Below are 17,044 nucleotides of genomic sequence, written 5' to 3'. Positions count from 1 at the left end.
GTTATTAACTTTCGAAAAATAAATCTTGAATTAAAGATAAAGAGAAAAAAGGGAGAGAATACAATGACAAAAGTACTATTTATCACAGCAAATCCAAATTCAGCAGAAGGTTCTTTCGGAATGGCAGTAGGGGAAGCTTTCATCGAGGCTTATAAAAACGAGCATCCACAAGACGAAGTTGTAACAATTGATCTATTCAATACTACTGTACCAGCAATCGATGCAGATGTATTTGGTGCTTGGGGTAAATTTGCAGCAGGTGAAGGCTTTGAAACTTTAACTGAAGTTCAACAACAAAAAGTAGCAGCAATGAACACAAACTTAGAAACATTTATGCATGCAGATCGTTATGTATTCGTAACTCCAATGTGGAACTTTAGCTATCCACCAGTAGTAAAAGCATACTTAGATAACGTAGCAATCGCAGGTAAAACATTCAAATATACTGAAAATGGTCCAGTTGGCTTATTAGAAGGTAAAAAAGCACTTCACATTCAAGCAACAGGTGGCGTATATTCTGAAGGAGCATACGCAGCTGTAGACTTCGGTCGTAATCACTTAAAAACTGTATTAGGATTTGTCGGAGTAAATGAAACTGAATATATTGCAGTTGAAGGTATGAATGCAAACCCTGAAAAAGCACAAGAAATTAAAGAAGCAGCAATTGCTAATGCTCGTGAATTAGCAAAACGTTTCTAATATAGAATGCCTTAAAAAGTCCAAACACTTGATGTTTGGACTTTTTTTCTTCTTTTTCCTTCGTTTGTCTAGTATAATGAAGGTCGGAATGATAATAGGTGGGGGTTCTGTATGATTCAAACGTTTTTTAAAATCTTTTATTTAATTTTAATCGTAATTGCGATTACACCGAGAATGTGGCGTCTTAAAAGACAAGTAAATACGATGGCGCCAAAAGAAAAAGATAATGCTGTGTACAAAACGACAAATTGGTTTGGTAAGAAAATGGTACGTGTAGCTGGAGGGACAGTAGAAGTGAAAGGGCTTGAAAATGTTCCGAAAGACAAGCCGGTACTAGTTGTAAGTAATCACCAAAGTAATATGGATATCCCTGTTTTACTAGGTTACTTAAATAAACCAATTGGATTCGTGTCAAAAGCAGAAATTAAAAAGTTCCCAGTTGTGCCAACTTGGATGGAACTTATGAATTGTGTATTTATGGATCGTAGCGATCGTCGTCAATCTCTTAAAGCAATTAAAGATGGAATCGAGCTATTAAAGAATGGACATTCTATCGTAATTTTCCCAGAAGGGACAAGAAGTAAGGGTGGCGAAGTTGGAGAGTTTAAGGCTGGTAGTTTTCATCTTGCAGTAAAGTCAGGTGTAGCAATTTTACCTGTAACGTTAGATGGTACATATAAGATGTTTGAAGCGAATGGAAATCGTATGAAGCCAGCTCATGCAACAGTAACAATTTCTAAGCCGATTACACCTGAAGATTATGCGAATATGGATATTAAAGAATTAACGAAGCATACACAGGAAGTTATCGCATCACAATTACATAAGTAGTAAAAAAGGTTTCAGCTTATAGTAAGCTGAAACCTTTTTTACTATGCTGTAGGTAAGACATAAAAGAGTACACAAAAGAACATCATCGCACTACCACCTAAAACGAACAGGTGCCATATGGCATGGTTGAAAGGTAGCTTTTCCCAAAGGAAGAATATAGCTCCGACAGAATATAAAATTCCACCTGCTAAAAGTAGTGAAAAACCATGTCCAGTTAGATTTTCATAAAGTGGTTTAATGGCAACGATTATGAGCCAGCCCATAATGATGTAACATAAAGTTGATGCCTTTATAAAGCGACGTACAAAGAAAATTTTGAAGACGATACCTCCGATTGCAAGTGTCCATATAATAGCAAGTAACGTCCATCCTAATGGGCCACGAAGTGTAATAAGTAGAAAAGGAGTATACGTGCCAGCAATCAATAAGTAAATGGCTGAATGATCTAAAATAGTAAATATTTTTTCAACTTTAGGATGATGGATGCTGTGTAGCAATGTTGAAAACAAGTACAGTAAGAACATGCTTACACCATAAACAGTAAATGCAACTACAGCTGATGCGGTACCGTGCTTAGAAGCATGAATAATCAATATGATTAAGGCAGGGATGCTTAAAATGGCACCGATACCATGTGTAATTGCATTTGCAATTTCTTCTTTTACAAATTGGGTCATTCGTGTCATTTTTTCAGTCATAATGCAAATCCTTTCTACTATCATGAAATAATATGTCATTTCCCTTACCATATCATACACAAGGGCAATAGAAAATGAAATTTGTATAATTGATTATATTTTTGAATTTTTTTGACAAAAGGCAATGGATTTGTTGACGTTTTCAAACTTTTTTGACAAAATAAAATTATGTAATAGTAGGACAAGGAAACTACTAATAAAGGGGATGGGGAAATGTTTTCAAATATTGGCTTTCCAGGGTTAATTTTAATTTTAGTAGCAGTACTCATTTTATTTGGGCCTAAAAAATTGCCGGAAATCGGGAAGGCTTTAGGGGAAACGTTAAAAGAGTTTAAAAAATCAACGAAAGAATTGACAGATGACGCATTTCAAGAAAAGGAAAAGAAAGAAAAAATGTAATGTATTTTCCTTGTAATGGATAAATAAAGTGTGGTGAACGAGTTGGAAGATCGGGAAATGAGCGTAGTAGAACATATTGTTGAGCTTCGAAAAAGAGTAATATATACGGTGTTATCCTTTGTACTATTTTTAATTATCGGATTTACTTTTACAAAGGATATTTATTTTTGGCTTGTAAAAGATTTACCAATGAAATTAACTGTTCTCGGTCCAAGTGATGTATTGTGGATTTTTTTCTCGATTGCTACAGTATTTGCTATCGTTTGTACAATTCCTTTTGCTGCTATACAAATTTGGTTATTTGTAAAACCGGGTTTACATCCAAATGAACAAAAGATGACAATAATGTATATACCGGTATTGTCTATATTATTTATTGCAGGTTTATGTTTTGGATACTTTATTGTAATGCCATTTCTATTTCACTTTTTAACTACGATAGGTAATGAAATGTTTAATACGATGTTTACGACAGAAAAGTATTTTCATTTTGTACTTAATTTAACAGTCCCATTTGCTGTGATTTTTGAATTACCAGTCGTTGTAATGTTTTTAACTAGTATTGGAATACTTACGGCGGAATTTTTAATAAAAATAAGAAGATATGCTTACGTAGCACTGATTATCATTGCATCTTGTATATCACCGCCTGACTTTTTATCTCATAGTTTAGTTGCGGTGCCGCTTATTTGTATTTATGAAGTAAGTATTGCTTTATCAAAGGTTGTTAGTAAGAGGAAAAAGAAAAGAGAAGAAATGCAGTCGAAAAGTGCCTCGTTATAAAGGCACTTTTTTATTTATTGGTTATACTATAGCTATAAACGTATACAATATATAGAAGAAAAAAATTATAGAATCTCCAAAATTTAGACAAACTTTGCGCTTTTATAAGCTTATACTAAATGTATTAAACAATTGATGGATAATGAGATTCCCGTCTCGGAGATATTTAGGATGGGAAGATGGATTAGGTGGAGATGAATAGAGTATAAATCTTCTAGCCATAAGGACTACAGAAATCATATAAGTCTGATTTTACTCCACGTTAAACAACGTGTTACAACGCAAAGTAGAGGAAGTTCAAAAATCCAATGAAAAAGAGGATTGATATTGTGATTACGAAAAGTTTTTATTTCACTCATTCAACAGGGGATTGTATTAAAATATTCGAAATCCCTGTCCTACAGGCGCAGCATCCATTATCGTTTCTAATTCAGTCTCGTCTTCAATTATTTATTGCAAAAATTCAAAAACAAAAACATCCAAGATTTGCATATTCTTTCCGTGAATATTTACAAAATTGTTTGAAGTGGAATGATTATTTAAATGTATATAAAACAAATACTCTTGAAAAAAATGCATGATATAGAGTAGAGACAGGGTTAGGAGCTCTGTCTTTTTCATTTTAGATATAAAAATATAATTAATTTGATGAAATTTCGTTCCAAATTGTTGAAAGCAATGGGAATACTAGTATAATAACAAGGAGAGCGTATTGGAAAGGGAAGAATATAATATGCAAAAAATTAAAATTGTAACAGATTCAACGGCAGATTTATCACAAGAAGTAATCGAGAAGTATGACATTCATGTTCTACCATTATCAATCTCTGTAAATGGACAAACATATTTAGATCGCGTTGATCTACAACCAGATGAATTTATTGAAGAAATGCTTAAATCAGAGGAATTACCAAAAACATCGCAACCAGCAATGGGTACATTTGTAGAAATGTATGACAAGTTAGGTGAAGATGGAAGTGAAGTACTTTCCATTCATATGACAAGTGGAATGAGTGGTACTGTAGCAACTGCAAATAGTGCTGCATCAATGACCGATACAAAAGTAACAGTTGTTGATTCTCAATTTATTACACATGCTTTAGCATATCAAGTAATTGAAGCTGCAAAAATGGCAAATGAAGGGCGCTCACTAGAAGAAATTTTAAAACGTGTAGATGAAGTAAGAAAGAATACTCGTTTATATGTAGTAGTAGATACATTAGAAAACTTAGTGAAGGGTGGACGTATCGGTAAAGGAAAAGCGTTTATCGGTTCGCTGCTTAATATAAAGCCAATTGCTAGTCTTGAAGACGGTGTTTATAATCCTGTAACGAAAGTTCGTAGCCAAGGCCAAATTGTAAAAACATTAGCTAAGTTATTTGAGCAAGATACAGCTGGAAAAGTTGTAAAGGCTGTTGCAATTCCACATGCGAAAGCAATTCCTTTAGCTGAAAGTATGAAAGCGGCGGTTGAAAAAGTGAGTGGGTTTGCTCAATCAGAAATTTTCTATACAACGCCTATAATTAGTACTCATACAGGTCCGGGTGCAATCGGATTTATGTATTTAGCAGAGTAATAAAAAAGCTACTTGAAAATATATTTCAAGTAGCTTTTTTATGTAAATAGAAAGTAAGAAATAAGAAGAGCTATACAGGCACTACCGCTAATGATATAGCGAGTCTGTAAATATCTATTCATAGAAAACACCCTTTATCCCGCAATTTGCGGACAGTAAAACTCCCACCTCAAAATTTAGTTGGAGCAAAGAGGTTAGGTAACGGGCTGTCCGTAAAAGCCTTCACTATAGGATTTTCTATATTATATGTTAGATGTAGAAAATCAGTCGCTACGTTACACATGTAAAGTTTCAATTTTTTCATTTATTTGCTTATCATTTGTTGCGTTACTATAAATAAAAGTTTGGCCTAAAAAGAGTACATGCAGTTGTTCCCATGGTAACATGCGCAAATTCCAATTATTTCGAAGTCTAGTTATTGCTTCACGAGGTGTTTCATCGGCGAGTGCAAATGCTCCGTAATGCATCGGTATAAAATGAGTAGCGTTTAAATCTAAATAAGCTTGCACAGCCTCTTCAGGTGAAACATGAGATACTTTCATAAACCATTCTGGTTCATAAGCGCCAATGGGCATAAGAGCAATATCAATTAAAAAGCGTTCACCAATTTCTTTGAAACCTTGGAAATAGCCACTGTCGCCACAAAAATATATGGTTTCCATAGTCGTTTCATTATCAATAATCCATCCCCCCCAGTGAGACGTATTCATATCAAATAAGAATCTTCTCGTCCAGTGCTGAGCAGGTACGAAGTGAAAAGAAACTTCGTTAATTATCGTACTTTCCCACCATTTATACTCTTCTACATGTTTAAATTTCTTACGAGTAAATAATTTTTTTAATCCGATAGGTACAAGGTATAGAACATCATCATTCAACTGACGAAGAGTTGAAAAATCTAAATGATCATAATGACCATGTGAAATAAGGACAATATCAATTTTAGGTAGTGCTTCTATAGAGAGTCCAGGTTCTGTAAGTCTTGGAACTAGCTTTAATTTATTGGCCCATACTGGATCTGTTAATATATTAAGTCCATTCGTTTGGATAAGAAAAGTAGAATGCCCAATCCATGTGACAGTCGTTTTTTTTACATTACTTTGCAAAAATGCACTTTGTTTAACGGGTGATTGTTCTACTAAGAAAGAAAAATCTTTTTTGTTTTGCTTTCGTTCTTTACGCCAGCGTAAAAAAGAGCGAATTGATTTTTTTGTACTAACATTATCCATATTTTCATAGCGCTTTGCCATGAACATCACCTCATTTAAAATCGTTGTATTTGTATTGTACCGAAATGTTGTTAAGGAATACAGTGTAAAACATGGATTAATGTTTAAGGAATTGTTAAAAAATAGGGAAAGATATTTACAAAAGTAACAATAAAATTAGTTTTATCACTTCTATTTATAGAAATAATAGTAAAAAAATATATTTTGTCTAGTAATTCGCTTGAAATAAAGAAGTAACATACGTAAATTCGTACGATTTCGTGAACAAATGTAGTAAACAATTTTCTCGTAGTGTTAACTTTTGTTATTATAAACATAACCTATTTAAATTTAGGATAGAGAAAAGAGGTTTATAAATGAAGCGTTATCAAAAAATAATTGGTCTTATGGTTGTATTTTGTCTCTTTGTACTTGCTGGATGTAGTGGATCAGGTTCAAAGCTTCGTAAACCATTGAATTGGGATTTAGAAACTTTCCAATTTACAAATCAAGATGGAAAGCAATTTGGTACAAAAGATTTAAAAGGGAAAGTTTGGGTTGCAGATTTTATGTTCACAAATTGTCAAACAGTTTGTCCACCAATGACTGCAAATATGGCCAAGCTGCAAAAGATGGCAAAAGAAGAGAAGATAGACGTTCAGTTTGTTTCATTTAGTGTAGATCCAGACCTTGATAAACCAGAAAATCTGAAAGCATTTATTCAAAAGTTTACAGAGGATACTAGTAACTGGAATTTATTAACGGGATATTCGTTAGAAGATATTACAAAGTTTTCAAAAGATAATTTCCAATCACTTGTAGATAAGCCGGAGAACGGTCAGGTCATGCATGGTACATCATTTTATTTAATTGATCAAAACGGAAAAGTAATGAAAAAGTATAGTGGCATTAGTAATACGCCATACGAAGACATTATACGTGATATGAAGCGATTAGTGGATTAAAAATAAGGGTGCATAGCACCCTTATTTTTTTTGCATTAGTCTATGGATAAAATGTCATGTTGTTGGGGAAGTTTCGGCGCCCGAATTTCTAATACGCCGTTTTGATAAGAAGCTTTTGCTGCTTTTTTATTAATTGAATACGGCAACTTAATCAATCTTGATGCTTCTGAAATGGAACGTTCTCGGCGATAATAGTTATGGGATGTTTCTTCTTCCTCTTCGAGTATCTCTTCTTTTACAGAGACTTTTAAGTATTCACTTTGTATTTCAATTTGGATTTGCTCTTTTTGTATACCTGGTAGTTCAGCTGTAACAACGAGTTCTTCACCAACTTCATATAAATCTACAGGGAATGTTAATAAACGGTTTCCTTTTTGGAAAAAATGATTTAAATCAGCGATTACATTGCGAAGAGGTGTTTGCTCGAAGAAATCATCAATTTGCTTTAAGTAATTACGAACCGGTGGGCGAGAAGAATCTTTTTTTTCTTCACTCATGGTATTCCCTCCTAGAAATCAATTTGCAATATCATATGACAAAAGCGGAGAAAGGTGAGTGCCTAGTTTTCATGTTTTCATAAAAAATTGTTAAAAATGTGAAATGGAGTGATTTTTTTATAGTTTTTGGTCGCCATATTCAGTTGATTATGCTAGTATAAATAGGGTTGATATAGTAGTATAGAAACAGAATGAAAACCGAAAGAGGGTAAGAAGTATGTGTGGTTTTGTAGGATGTTTATGTGAAAACCCTAGAGAGTTTTCAGAAACAGAAAAACATCAATTTGAAAATATGAACACGATGATTTTCCACCGTGGTCCAGATGACGAAGGATATTTTCGTGATGAACATGTACAATTTGGCTTCCGCCGTTTAAGTATCATTGACTTAGAGGCAGGACATCAGCCGCTAACTTATGAAAATGATCGATATGTAATTATTTTTAATGGTGAAATTTACAACTATGTAGAATTACGTGAAATGTTACTTGAAAAAGGTGCAACGTTTGCAACGCAATCTGATACAGAAGTTATTATTGCATTGTATGCACATATGAAAGAAAAATGTGTAGACTACCTTCGTGGTATGTTTGCATTTATGATTTGGGATCGTGAAGAGAAGAAACTTTTCGGTGCACGTGACCACTTCGGTATTAAACCTCTATACATCGCACAGCAAGGTGATACTACATTCTTCGCATCTGAGAAGAAAAGTATTATGCATGTGATGGAAGATAAAGGCGTTAATCCAACGTCACTACAACATTATTTTACGTACCAATATGGCCCAGAGCCAGAAACATTAACAATTGATGTTAATAAAATCGAGCCTGGTCATTATTTCGTAAAAGAAATCGGTAAAGAGATGGAAATCCATCGCTACTGGAAACCTTATTTCAATGCTTCAAGTGCAACGAAAGAGGAGCATATCCAAGCAATTCGTGATGTACTATATGATTCAGTAAAAGTGCATATGCGTAGTGATGTACCAGTAGGTTCATTCTTATCTGGTGGTATCGATTCATCTATCATCGCTTCTATTGCAAGAGAAATGAATCCAAATCTTTTAACATTCTCTGTTGGTTTTGAGCAACGTGGTTTCAGTGAAGTTGATGTTGCAAAAGAAACTGCTGAGAAATTAGGCGTTAAAAACCATAACGTATTCATTTCAGCGAAAGAATTTATGGATGAGTTCCCAAAAATCATTTGGCATATGGATGATCCTTTAGCTGATCCAGCAGCTGTACCATTGTACTTCGTTGCTAAAGAAGCACGTAAACATGTAACAGTTGTTCTTTCAGGTGAAGGCGCAGACGAGCTATTTGGTGGTTATAACATTTACCGTGAGCCAAACTCACTAAAAATGTTCTCTTACATTCCTAGCCCAGGTAAGAGTGTTCTAAAAGCATTGAGTGGTGCTCTTAAAGAAGGATTTAAAGGTAAGAGCTTCCTAGAGCGTGGATGTACACCAATTGAAGAGCGTTACTATGGAAATGCGAAAATCTTCCGTGAAGAAGAAAAAGCTGAATTAATGAAGTATTACAATGAAAGTGTTAACTATATGGATATCACGAAACCATTGTATAACGAGATTAAAGATTATGATGATGTAAGTAAAATGCAGTACATTGACATGTTCACATGGTTACGCGGTGACATTTTATTAAAAGCTGATAAAATGACAATGGCAAACTCATTAGAACTTCGTGTACCGTTCTTAGATAAAGAAGTATTCGATGTTGCATCTAAAATTCCAACTGAACTTAAGATTGCTAACGGAACTACGAAAGCTATTTTACGTGAAGCAGCACGCGGAATCGTTCCAGATCACGTATTAGATCGTAAAAAACTTGGATTCCCAGTACCAATTCGTCACTGGTTAAAAGACGAAATGCATGATTGGGCTATAAATATTATAAACGAAAGTAAGACAGAGCATTTAATCGACAAACAGTATGTATTAAACTTACTGGAAGCACATTGTGCAGATAAAGGCGATTATAGCCGTAAAATTTGGACTGTACTTGCGTTTATGGTATGGCACCAAATTTATGTTGAGCATAAATACGATACGAACAAGTTCCATGAAGAAACAAAACGTGCGTATAGCTTAGTGTAATTAGAAAAACCTTAAGATCGCATACGGTCTTAAGGTTTTTTTTCATAAATAGGAAGTATTATTGATACAATAATAGTAAAAGGATGGACAACATATGATTACGTTTGAGAAAGTTACTATAGAAAATGAAAGCGTTGTTAAAGAAATGTTTAAATCGCATAGTTTAGGTGAGAAAAAGGTACAGTATTGTGTGAAAGTTGATGATACATATATTGGTGTAATAGATTATAGTGTTCAAGAGGAACGAGCTGTTTTATCACAGCTAATTATTCATTTTGATTACCAAGGTTATGGTTATGGTACAAATACGTATTTTACATTTGAAGAAATGATGAAACAAAGAAATGTGAAAGAAATAAAAGTGCTACAAGAGGAATTAACAGAAAAAGCGCATTCTTTCATAGAGAGTTTTGGCTTTACTTCAGAAGATGGAGCGTATGTGAAGAAAATATAACGATGATTATTTATGCGATACAATAAATATAAGGCAGGTGGATGTATGACAATGACTTCTGGTCTTGTATTAATTGGAGGGTGCTTTATAGTAGCAGAACTATGTCATATAATCATTCGGAAAAGAATGATTAAGAAAAGAAAGCCGTATGAATTACAATACGTCCCTGTCTTTTTCATTATATTTTGTATGCTTAGTACATTACAAAATATAATGAACTTTCCACCACTTGTGAATGTTTTTTTAAAGTTCGGTTTACTTTATAGTGGTGTTGGAATAGTACTTTTATTTATTTTATTTTGCATACGTTATATTCACTATCAATCGTATATATTTATTTTAAATTGGTTAAAGCAAGATGATAGAAACCGCCTTACATAAGGCGGTTTTTTTATTTGTGATTGTAACAGAACTTGTACATTTCACATAAAATAGGACGAGTAGCAATGCTAACATATTACAAGAAAGGGGCGGGGTAGTAAAATGAAACTTGTTATAGACGCAGGGCACGGTGGATATGATTCTGGTGCTGTTGGTAATGGCTTAGTAGAAAAAAACTTAACGCTTCAAATTGCTAGACGCGTTCGAGATATTTTAACGGTAAATTACCCAATTACAATTAAAATGACACGTGATAGTGACGTGTTTATTTCCTTATCGGAACGTGCTAATATTGCTAATGCTTTTGGTGCGGATTATTTTATTTCATTTCATATTAATAGCGGCGGGGGTACAGGTTTTGAAAGCTATATTTATAATGCGCTATCCAACAGCAGCACTGCATATGCAAAGCAACAAAAGATGCATACAGCAGTAAATCCTGTATTAACAAAATACGGTCTTCGTGATCGAGGAGCAAAAAAAGAAAATTATGCGGTATTAAGAGAAACCGCAATGGATGCAATTTTAACTGAGACTGCCTTTATTGATACAACGTTTGATGCAAATTTATTAAAGAATCCACAATTTATTGAAGATCTAAGTCAAGCGTATGCAAATGGAATAGCGGCTATTTTTGGAGTAGCTCCAAATCCACAACCTCCAAACCCACAACCGACACCTCAAACGAAGGGAATCGCTTATATCCTTGGGAAAAATGTAAATTTAAGAAATGGTCCATCAACTTCTTCCTCAGTTATTCGTCAATTAAATTCTCCAGAATCTTACGTTGTATATCAGGAAAGTAACGGATGGTTAGATTTGGGGAATGGACAATGGGTGTATAATGATCCTTCTTACATTAATTTTGTAAAGACAAGCAATAGTGATGGAAGTCCGATTGGGGTTGCATATATACAAGGGATGAATGTAAATTTAAGAAGTGGTCCATCAACTACATCTGCAGTTATCCGTCAATTAAATCCTCCAGAATCTTATTTAGTATATATAAATGAAAATGGCTGGTTAAACCTTGGTGGAAATCAGTGGGTATATAATGATCCATCGTATATTAAGTATACTCAATATTAGGAATTAAAATGATAATGCAATATGGATGCGTATCTTTGTTATGTATAACTCAGATACGCATTGTAATAACAACATAAATTTTCATACTTATACACTATATGTTAAAAAGAAACATTAGAAAAGCCAATAGAATCGAAATGGTATATATTAAAAAAGTTTTCTGATATACATTGACAATGTATGTAGTATACATTAATCTTTAATTGTTAATGATAATCGATTTCATCTAGGGAGGACATATGATACATACTAAAAAACTAATTATGTTCTGCATTATGATACTCATGGTTGTAATTGCAGGATGTAGTAAAGAAGAGAAAAAAGAAAATGATATATCAGCTAAAGCAAAAGATTCATATACGGTCAAGCATGCAATGGGCGAAACGACAGTAAATGGTACACCTAAAAAAGTTGTTGTTTTAACAAATGAAGGTGCAGAGGCTCTCCTAGCTGTGGGCGTAACGCCAGTGGGGACTACGAAACCACGTGCTGGTGATGAATGGTACCCTCATGTAGCGAAAGAATTAAAAAATACGGAAGTTGTAGGAACTGAACGTGATATTAATTTAGAAGCAGTAATGAAGCTTAAGCCAGATTTAATTATCGGAAATAAAATGCGTCACGAAAAAATATATGATCAGCTAAAAGAAATCGCACCAACTGTTTATGCAGAAACATTACGCGGTGATTGGAAAGAAAACTTTACGCTTTATACAAAAGCTGTAAATAAAGAAAAAGAAGGGCAAAAAGCTCTTGATGATTATAAAAAACGTATTGAAGGAATGAAAGAGAAGTTAGGCGATAAATTGAATTCTAAAGTTTCTATTATTCGTTTCGTGCCAGGTGATGTTCGTATTTATCAAAAAAACTCATTCTCGGGAGTTGTTTTAAATGATATTGGATTTAAACGACCACCATTACAAGATAAAGATGATTTTGCGATAAAAGGAATTACAAAAGAGCAAATTCCAAATATGGACGGGGACTACTTATTTTATTTCACGTCTGATAAAGATGCAGATAAGAATAATGAAGGAAATTCGTTAGCAAAGGAATGGACAGAAGATCCACTCTTTAAGCAACTACAGGCTTCTAAAAATAATAAAGTATTCCAAGTGGATGAAGTAATCTGGAATACAGCAGGCGGTATTAAAGCTGCGAATCTTATGTTAGATGATATTGAAAAATATTTCCTTAAATAAATGATAAAATACATCACTTTTACGAAGTGATGTATTTTTTGTTCGTGAAAATACAGAAAATTCCTTCTTTAAGGGTGACATAAGTTGTACAATAAAATCAATCATGTGATAAAGGAGTGGGGAAGAATGAAAGCTACTCATAAAGAGTGGATCTTGTTTAATGGGAGAATGATTAATACGAAGGAAGAACAGCCGATGGTCGCATTAGAAGAGCGCGGCTTCCAATTTGGTGATGGTATTTATGAAGTATTTAGACTATACGATGGCAAGCCTCATTTATTAGATTTACATTTGGAACGATTCTTTAACTCTATGGCAGAAATAAAACTAATTCCACCATTTACGAAGGAAGAATTAGTGGAAGAGTTACATCAAATGATTGAAAAAAATCAATTTCAAGAAGATGGGAATGTATATTTACAAATATCAAGAGGTGCACAACCACGCAATCATGTATATGAATCAGATTTACAACCGACATATTTTGCAAATCTTGTTTCGTTCCCAAGACCAGTTGCTTCAATGAAGGCAGGGATTAAGGTAACGGTAGAAGAGGACATCAGGTGGAAGTTTTGCCATATAAAATCATTAAATCTTTTACCAAATATCATGATTAAAAATAAAATAAATGAACAAGGGTATCAAGAAGCAATATTAGTACGAGATGGCATTGTGACTGAAGGGTGTCATTCGAATTTCTTTATGGTGAAAAATAATAAATTGATTACACATCCGGCTGACAATTTCATTCTACAGGGCATTACGCGGCACTATGTTATTACATTAGCGAAAGAGTTACATATCGAAGTAGAGGAACGAGAGTTTTCATTACAAGAAGTATATGAGGCTGATGAGTGCTTCTTTACAGCGACGCCGCTTGAAATATTCCCAGTCGTTCAAATTGGTGATGAACAGTTTGGAAACGGCGAAAGAGGACCAATTACAAAGAAACTCCAAGTGGCATATGAAGAAAGTATTAGATTGTTTAAAGTTATGAACTAATATTGAAGAAAAAAGCTGATATTCCTTCAGCTTTTTTTCATGATATAATTCAAGCGTAGGACAAGATTTGAAAACGCTGTAAAAAGGGGATTTAATGTATGAATTATGAAGGTTTTAAAGAAGTAATTCACGGAAGACGAAGTGTTAGAAAGTTCACAGAACAAGAAGTATCTACTAATGATATAAAAGAAATAATTGATTGTGCTCGTTATGCACCGAGCGATACGAACTCACAAACGTGGGAATTCTTGGTCATTATGAACCGAGAGAAGATTAAAGAAATTGAACAAATGACATGGGATGCTTTACATAAACTTGCGGCAAAAGCAACAGATAATGGAGAAGAGAAAGCAGGGAAATTACTTACGCGTTCTTTCGGACCATATGCGACAGCTTTCTCTGAGGCACCAGTATTAATCGTATGCTTGGCAACACCATATGAATCAAAGTTTCGTGAAAAGATATTTGATCCCATTGCTTTTGTTCCAGATTCAGTTTGGGAAGAAGAAGGGATTAAGAGTAGCTGTTTAGCGGCACAAAACTTAATGTTAGCTGCACATGCAAAGGGACTTGGTACTTGTCCAATGACAGGGCCAGTATTGCTAGCTCAAGATGAACTGCGCCAATATTTACAAATTGAGCCTGAAAAACAAATAAATATGGTTATTTCACTCGGATTTCCGAAAGATAAGCCAAAAAAACTTCCAAGAAAAGAAGTAGAAGAAATCACAACATTTGTTTTTTAAAGTGCAAAATAAAAAGACATTGGACATATCAATGTCTTTTTATTTTGGAGCGGGTATTATATCGATTTGTTGGGCTAAAATGATAAATAAGAAGGAATTACTATTTATTTCATAAAAAAAATTAATGTTCTATTAAGGAAAGTATGATACATTAATCGTGAGCAAGCTTCTATATGTTCATAAAAGTTTTAAAAGTTATTTTTGTATAATAAATTATAATCAAATGACAGGGGGGATGAATTTTGAAAAAATTCATAATCACTGGATTGTCTGTATTGTTATTAGTAGGTTGCGGTGCTCCACAGGAAAAAGAGGACGCGCAATCAAAACAGGAAGAACAAGTTGTAAACGCAAGTGATGAGAATATGGTTGTATTTCCTGAAGGCGCAATGTCAATTGGAGAAGGGAAAGTAAAAGTTATTACTCCAGATGGTACTTCTGAAAATGGAAATATACCGACTGTATTCATCAAAAAGGATACTTTAATTCAGCAAGTTGAATTAGAACTTTCTAATTTTCAAAGTGATAAAGAAACATTCATATTTGTAGATCAAATGTATACAGATAAACATCAAGTAACTAGTACAACACAGACAACAGTACAATTAAAAGAAAAGACGCTGGAAACAGGTAGTCATACAATTACTGCAGTTCAGTATGAAAACAATGACCCGAAAGGAAAGGTTATTAGTTTTAATCAAGCAACATTTGAGACAAAGCCTGCGTCTTAATCAGAATAAAAAGTACATTACTCAAAAAAGTAGTGTGCTTTTTTGTTTGGATGGAATGGTGTAATAGGGAATAATTTATTTCGTTTTCTAGTACGATTAAGCAGTAAGGAATCACTTGTTACTACTATGATGGAGAAAAAGGTTGAAGGTATGAATCGATATGTTCGTATCTTCTTGATTAGTATAATCATGTCAGTAATTTGGGTTACTATACAAGACGTTAATCAACTTACGTTTAATTATCAAACTTATGACTTGTTAATGGGAAGTATATGTTTTGTCATTGTGTGCCTGTTTTATGATAAACTTTGATTAAGATAAGTTTTACAAGAAAAATGTAGGTATTTCATTTGAAATGTCGAATAGTACATACGATGTCGTAATAACAAATTTTCTATTGTTTACTGTGAAACAGGAGAAGGGGAGATAGTAGTTATGAAACGAGCTCTTATTAATATTGATTATACATATGATTTTGTAGCGGAAAAAGGCGCTTTAACTTGCGGAAAACCAGGTCAAGAAATCGAACAGGAAATTGTACATATAACGAAGCAATATATTGAAAATGGAGATTACGTAGTGTTTGCAATTGATAAACATGAAGAAAATGATGAATATCATCCCGAAACGAAATTATTCCCTCCTCATAATATAGCAGGTACAAATGGTAGAGACTTATTCGGTGAGTTACAAGAAGTATACGAAACATATAAAAATGCTGAGAATGTATATTATATGGATAAAACGCGATACAGTGCGTTTGCTGGAACAGATTTAGAGATGAAGTTAAGAGAAAGAGGAATAGAAGAAGTTCATCTTGTAGGTGTTTGTACTGATATTTGCGTTCTTCATACAGCAGTAGATGCGTATAATAAAGGATTTAAAATTGTTGTTTATGAAAAGGCAGTTGCATCTTTTAATGCGCAAGGGCATGAATTTGCACTTGGACATTTTAAATCTTGTTTACATGCAGAAGTGAAATGAAAAAGAGGCCTTTAAAAAGGTCTCTTTTTTGCGTTTAAACCGAGACGACATTTTGCTCAATTAATTTTTTTATGAATGGACTAATATTTTGTGGTAGCTCATTTAAATTAAAAAACTGTACATGTAATGATTCGACTCGATCAGCTTGTAGCGAGCCACCTGTAATATCTTTGCAAAGGTAAGCGATTGTCATAGGGTAAAATTCATCTCCGTTCGGTAATTTCACAAAAAATTCTTTACCTGAAAATACACTTACTAGCTGAAGTGTACCAATTTCAATTCCTGTTTCTTCAAGTACTTCTCGTCTTCCAGCTTCTTCTGTAGATTCACCAAGTTCCACAAAACCTCCTGGGACACCCCACATGCCATTTCGCCTTTGTTGTAGTAATATTTGTCCTTGTTCATTGAAAACAGCTACCGCAACGCCTGCTAAATTGAGTGGCCTTGATCCAACAACTTCTCTTAGTTCTTCAATATATCCCATTGGTTGTAACCTCCGTGAGTAATAATATTTTCAAATGAACTATTCGATATAATGTAAATGTTTTCCTTTTGTTGAGATGAGTAGTGTAGTTTTAAAGTAAAGTCATAAAAAATTTCAATTGCCAGCTCCCTTTAGGTTATGAAAAAGGGTATATTTATAGAAGAATGTCTAATGAATTTAAAAAATATAGCGGCTT

20 protein-coding genes are annotated in these 17,044 nt (G+C 33.8%); 16 read left to right on the top strand and 4 right to left on the bottom strand.

The window, feature by feature from the left end:
* Positions 1-63 precede the first annotated feature (63 nt).
* Positions 64-699 (top strand): FMN-dependent NADH-azoreductase, encoded by a 636-nt coding sequence (locus tag N2V92_RS24165; protein WP_000170033.1) that lies wholly within the window; start codon positions 64-66, stop codon positions 697-699.
* A gap of 111 nt (positions 700-810) precedes the next feature.
* The gene (locus tag N2V92_RS24160) at positions 811-1,530 is read left to right on the top strand and encodes a lysophospholipid acyltransferase family protein (protein ID WP_000616579.1); all 720 of its coding nucleotides are present in this window, start codon (positions 811-813) and stop codon (positions 1,528-1,530) included.
* A 41-nt stretch (positions 1,531-1,571) separates the two neighbouring features.
* On the opposite strand, the gene trhA is transcribed toward N2V92_RS24160, so the two are convergent.
* Entirely contained in the window at positions 1,572-2,228 is a 657-nt protein-coding gene (gene trhA / locus N2V92_RS24155; RefSeq protein ID WP_000136889.1) for a PAQR family membrane homeostasis protein TrhA, read from the bottom strand.
* A 213-nt stretch (positions 2,229-2,441) separates the two neighbouring features.
* On the opposite strand from trhA, the gene N2V92_RS24150 reads away from it, so the two are divergent.
* The 4 genes from N2V92_RS24150 to N2V92_RS24135 all read left to right on the top strand — a co-directional run bounded on the left by N2V92_RS24150 (position 2,442) and on the right by N2V92_RS24135 (position 4,986).
* Complete coding sequence (locus N2V92_RS24150) at positions 2,442-2,627, top strand: twin-arginine translocase TatA/TatE family subunit (protein ID WP_000492443.1); 186 nt, start codon at positions 2,442-2,444, stop codon at positions 2,625-2,627.
* A 57-nt stretch (positions 2,628-2,684) separates the two neighbouring features.
* Entirely contained in the window at positions 2,685-3,410 is a 726-nt protein-coding gene (gene tatC, locus N2V92_RS24145) for a twin-arginine translocase subunit TatC (protein WP_000117643.1), read from the top strand.
* Positions 3,411-3,739: 329 nt separating this feature from the next.
* Positions 3,740-3,991 (top strand): DUF2535 family protein, encoded by a 252-nt coding sequence (locus N2V92_RS24140; protein ID WP_000629010.1) that lies wholly within the window; start codon positions 3,740-3,742, stop codon positions 3,989-3,991.
* A 152-nt stretch (positions 3,992-4,143) separates the two neighbouring features.
* Positions 4,144-4,986, top strand: a complete 843-nt coding sequence (locus tag N2V92_RS24135; RefSeq protein ID WP_021036079.1) for a DegV family protein — start codon at positions 4,144-4,146, stop codon at positions 4,984-4,986.
* A gap of 275 nt (positions 4,987-5,261) precedes the next feature.
* Here N2V92_RS24135 and N2V92_RS24130 read toward each other — a convergent pair whose 3' ends face one another.
* Positions 5,262-6,236 (bottom strand): MBL fold metallo-hydrolase, encoded by a 975-nt coding sequence (locus N2V92_RS24130; RefSeq protein WP_001129637.1) that lies wholly within the window; start codon positions 6,234-6,236, stop codon positions 5,262-5,264.
* Between the two features lie 335 nt (positions 6,237-6,571).
* On the opposite strand from N2V92_RS24130, the gene N2V92_RS24125 reads away from it, so the two are divergent.
* A complete protein-coding gene (locus N2V92_RS24125; protein ID WP_000833341.1) occupies positions 6,572-7,159 on the top strand; it encodes an SCO family protein in 588 nt (195 codons plus the stop codon).
* A gap of 35 nt (positions 7,160-7,194) precedes the next feature.
* On the opposite strand, the gene N2V92_RS24120 is transcribed toward N2V92_RS24125, so the two are convergent.
* Positions 7,195-7,656 carry an Hsp20/alpha crystallin family protein gene (locus N2V92_RS24120; protein WP_001288086.1) on the bottom strand — a complete coding sequence of 154 codons (462 nt, stop codon included), beginning with the start codon at positions 7,654-7,656 and terminating at the stop codon, positions 7,195-7,197.
* A 217-nt stretch (positions 7,657-7,873) separates the two neighbouring features.
* Between N2V92_RS24120 and asnB the strand changes: the two genes are divergently transcribed.
* From asnB to N2V92_RS24075, 9 genes are all read left to right on the top strand, one after another.
* Positions 7,874-9,775 (top strand): asparagine synthase (glutamine-hydrolyzing), encoded by a 1,902-nt coding sequence (asnB, locus tag N2V92_RS24115; protein ID WP_000333819.1) that lies wholly within the window; start codon positions 7,874-7,876, stop codon positions 9,773-9,775.
* A gap of 94 nt (positions 9,776-9,869) precedes the next feature.
* Complete coding sequence (locus N2V92_RS24110; protein WP_000627501.1) at positions 9,870-10,229, top strand: GNAT family N-acetyltransferase; 360 nt, start codon at positions 9,870-9,872, stop codon at positions 10,227-10,229.
* Positions 10,230-10,280: 51 nt separating this feature from the next.
* Positions 10,281-10,610 (top strand): hypothetical protein, encoded by a 330-nt coding sequence (locus N2V92_RS24105; RefSeq protein WP_000200457.1) that lies wholly within the window; start codon positions 10,281-10,283, stop codon positions 10,608-10,610.
* Positions 10,611-10,712: 102 nt separating this feature from the next.
* A complete protein-coding gene (locus N2V92_RS24100; RefSeq protein WP_000779884.1) occupies positions 10,713-11,699 on the top strand; it encodes an N-acetylmuramoyl-L-alanine amidase in 987 nt (328 codons plus the stop codon).
* 239 nt (positions 11,700-11,938) lie between these two features.
* Complete coding sequence (locus N2V92_RS24095; protein WP_000581983.1) at positions 11,939-12,901, top strand: ABC transporter substrate-binding protein; 963 nt, start codon at positions 11,939-11,941, stop codon at positions 12,899-12,901.
* A gap of 126 nt (positions 12,902-13,027) precedes the next feature.
* Positions 13,028-13,903: a D-amino-acid transaminase gene (gene dat / locus N2V92_RS24090; protein WP_000648395.1), complete on the top strand. Its 876-nt coding sequence runs from the start codon at positions 13,028-13,030 to the stop codon at positions 13,901-13,903.
* A gap of 98 nt (positions 13,904-14,001) precedes the next feature.
* Positions 14,002-14,649, top strand: a complete 648-nt coding sequence (locus N2V92_RS24085; protein ID WP_001105348.1) for a nitroreductase family protein — start codon at positions 14,002-14,004, stop codon at positions 14,647-14,649.
* Between the two features lie 242 nt (positions 14,650-14,891).
* Complete coding sequence (locus N2V92_RS24080) at positions 14,892-15,380, top strand: hypothetical protein (RefSeq protein WP_000713494.1); 489 nt, start codon at positions 14,892-14,894, stop codon at positions 15,378-15,380.
* A 435-nt stretch (positions 15,381-15,815) separates the two neighbouring features.
* The gene (locus N2V92_RS24075) at positions 15,816-16,364 is read left to right on the top strand and encodes a cysteine hydrolase family protein (protein WP_000816792.1); all 549 of its coding nucleotides are present in this window, start codon (positions 15,816-15,818) and stop codon (positions 16,362-16,364) included.
* Positions 16,365-16,398: 34 nt separating this feature from the next.
* On the opposite strand, the gene N2V92_RS24070 is transcribed toward N2V92_RS24075, so the two are convergent.
* Complete coding sequence (locus N2V92_RS24070) at positions 16,399-16,848, bottom strand: NUDIX hydrolase (RefSeq protein WP_000540506.1); 450 nt, start codon at positions 16,846-16,848, stop codon at positions 16,399-16,401.
* Between the last annotated feature and the right edge of the window lie 196 nt (positions 16,849-17,044).

The sequence above is a fragment of the Bacillus sp. CH_48 genome (assembly GCF_038008465.1).
In the GTDB taxonomy this organism is placed as follows: Bacteria; Bacillota; Bacilli; order Bacillales; family Bacillaceae_G; genus Bacillus_A; species Bacillus_A thuringiensis_S.
The sequence above is the reverse complement of the archived record's forward strand: the minus strand, read 5'-3'. Positions and strand labels throughout refer to the sequence as shown.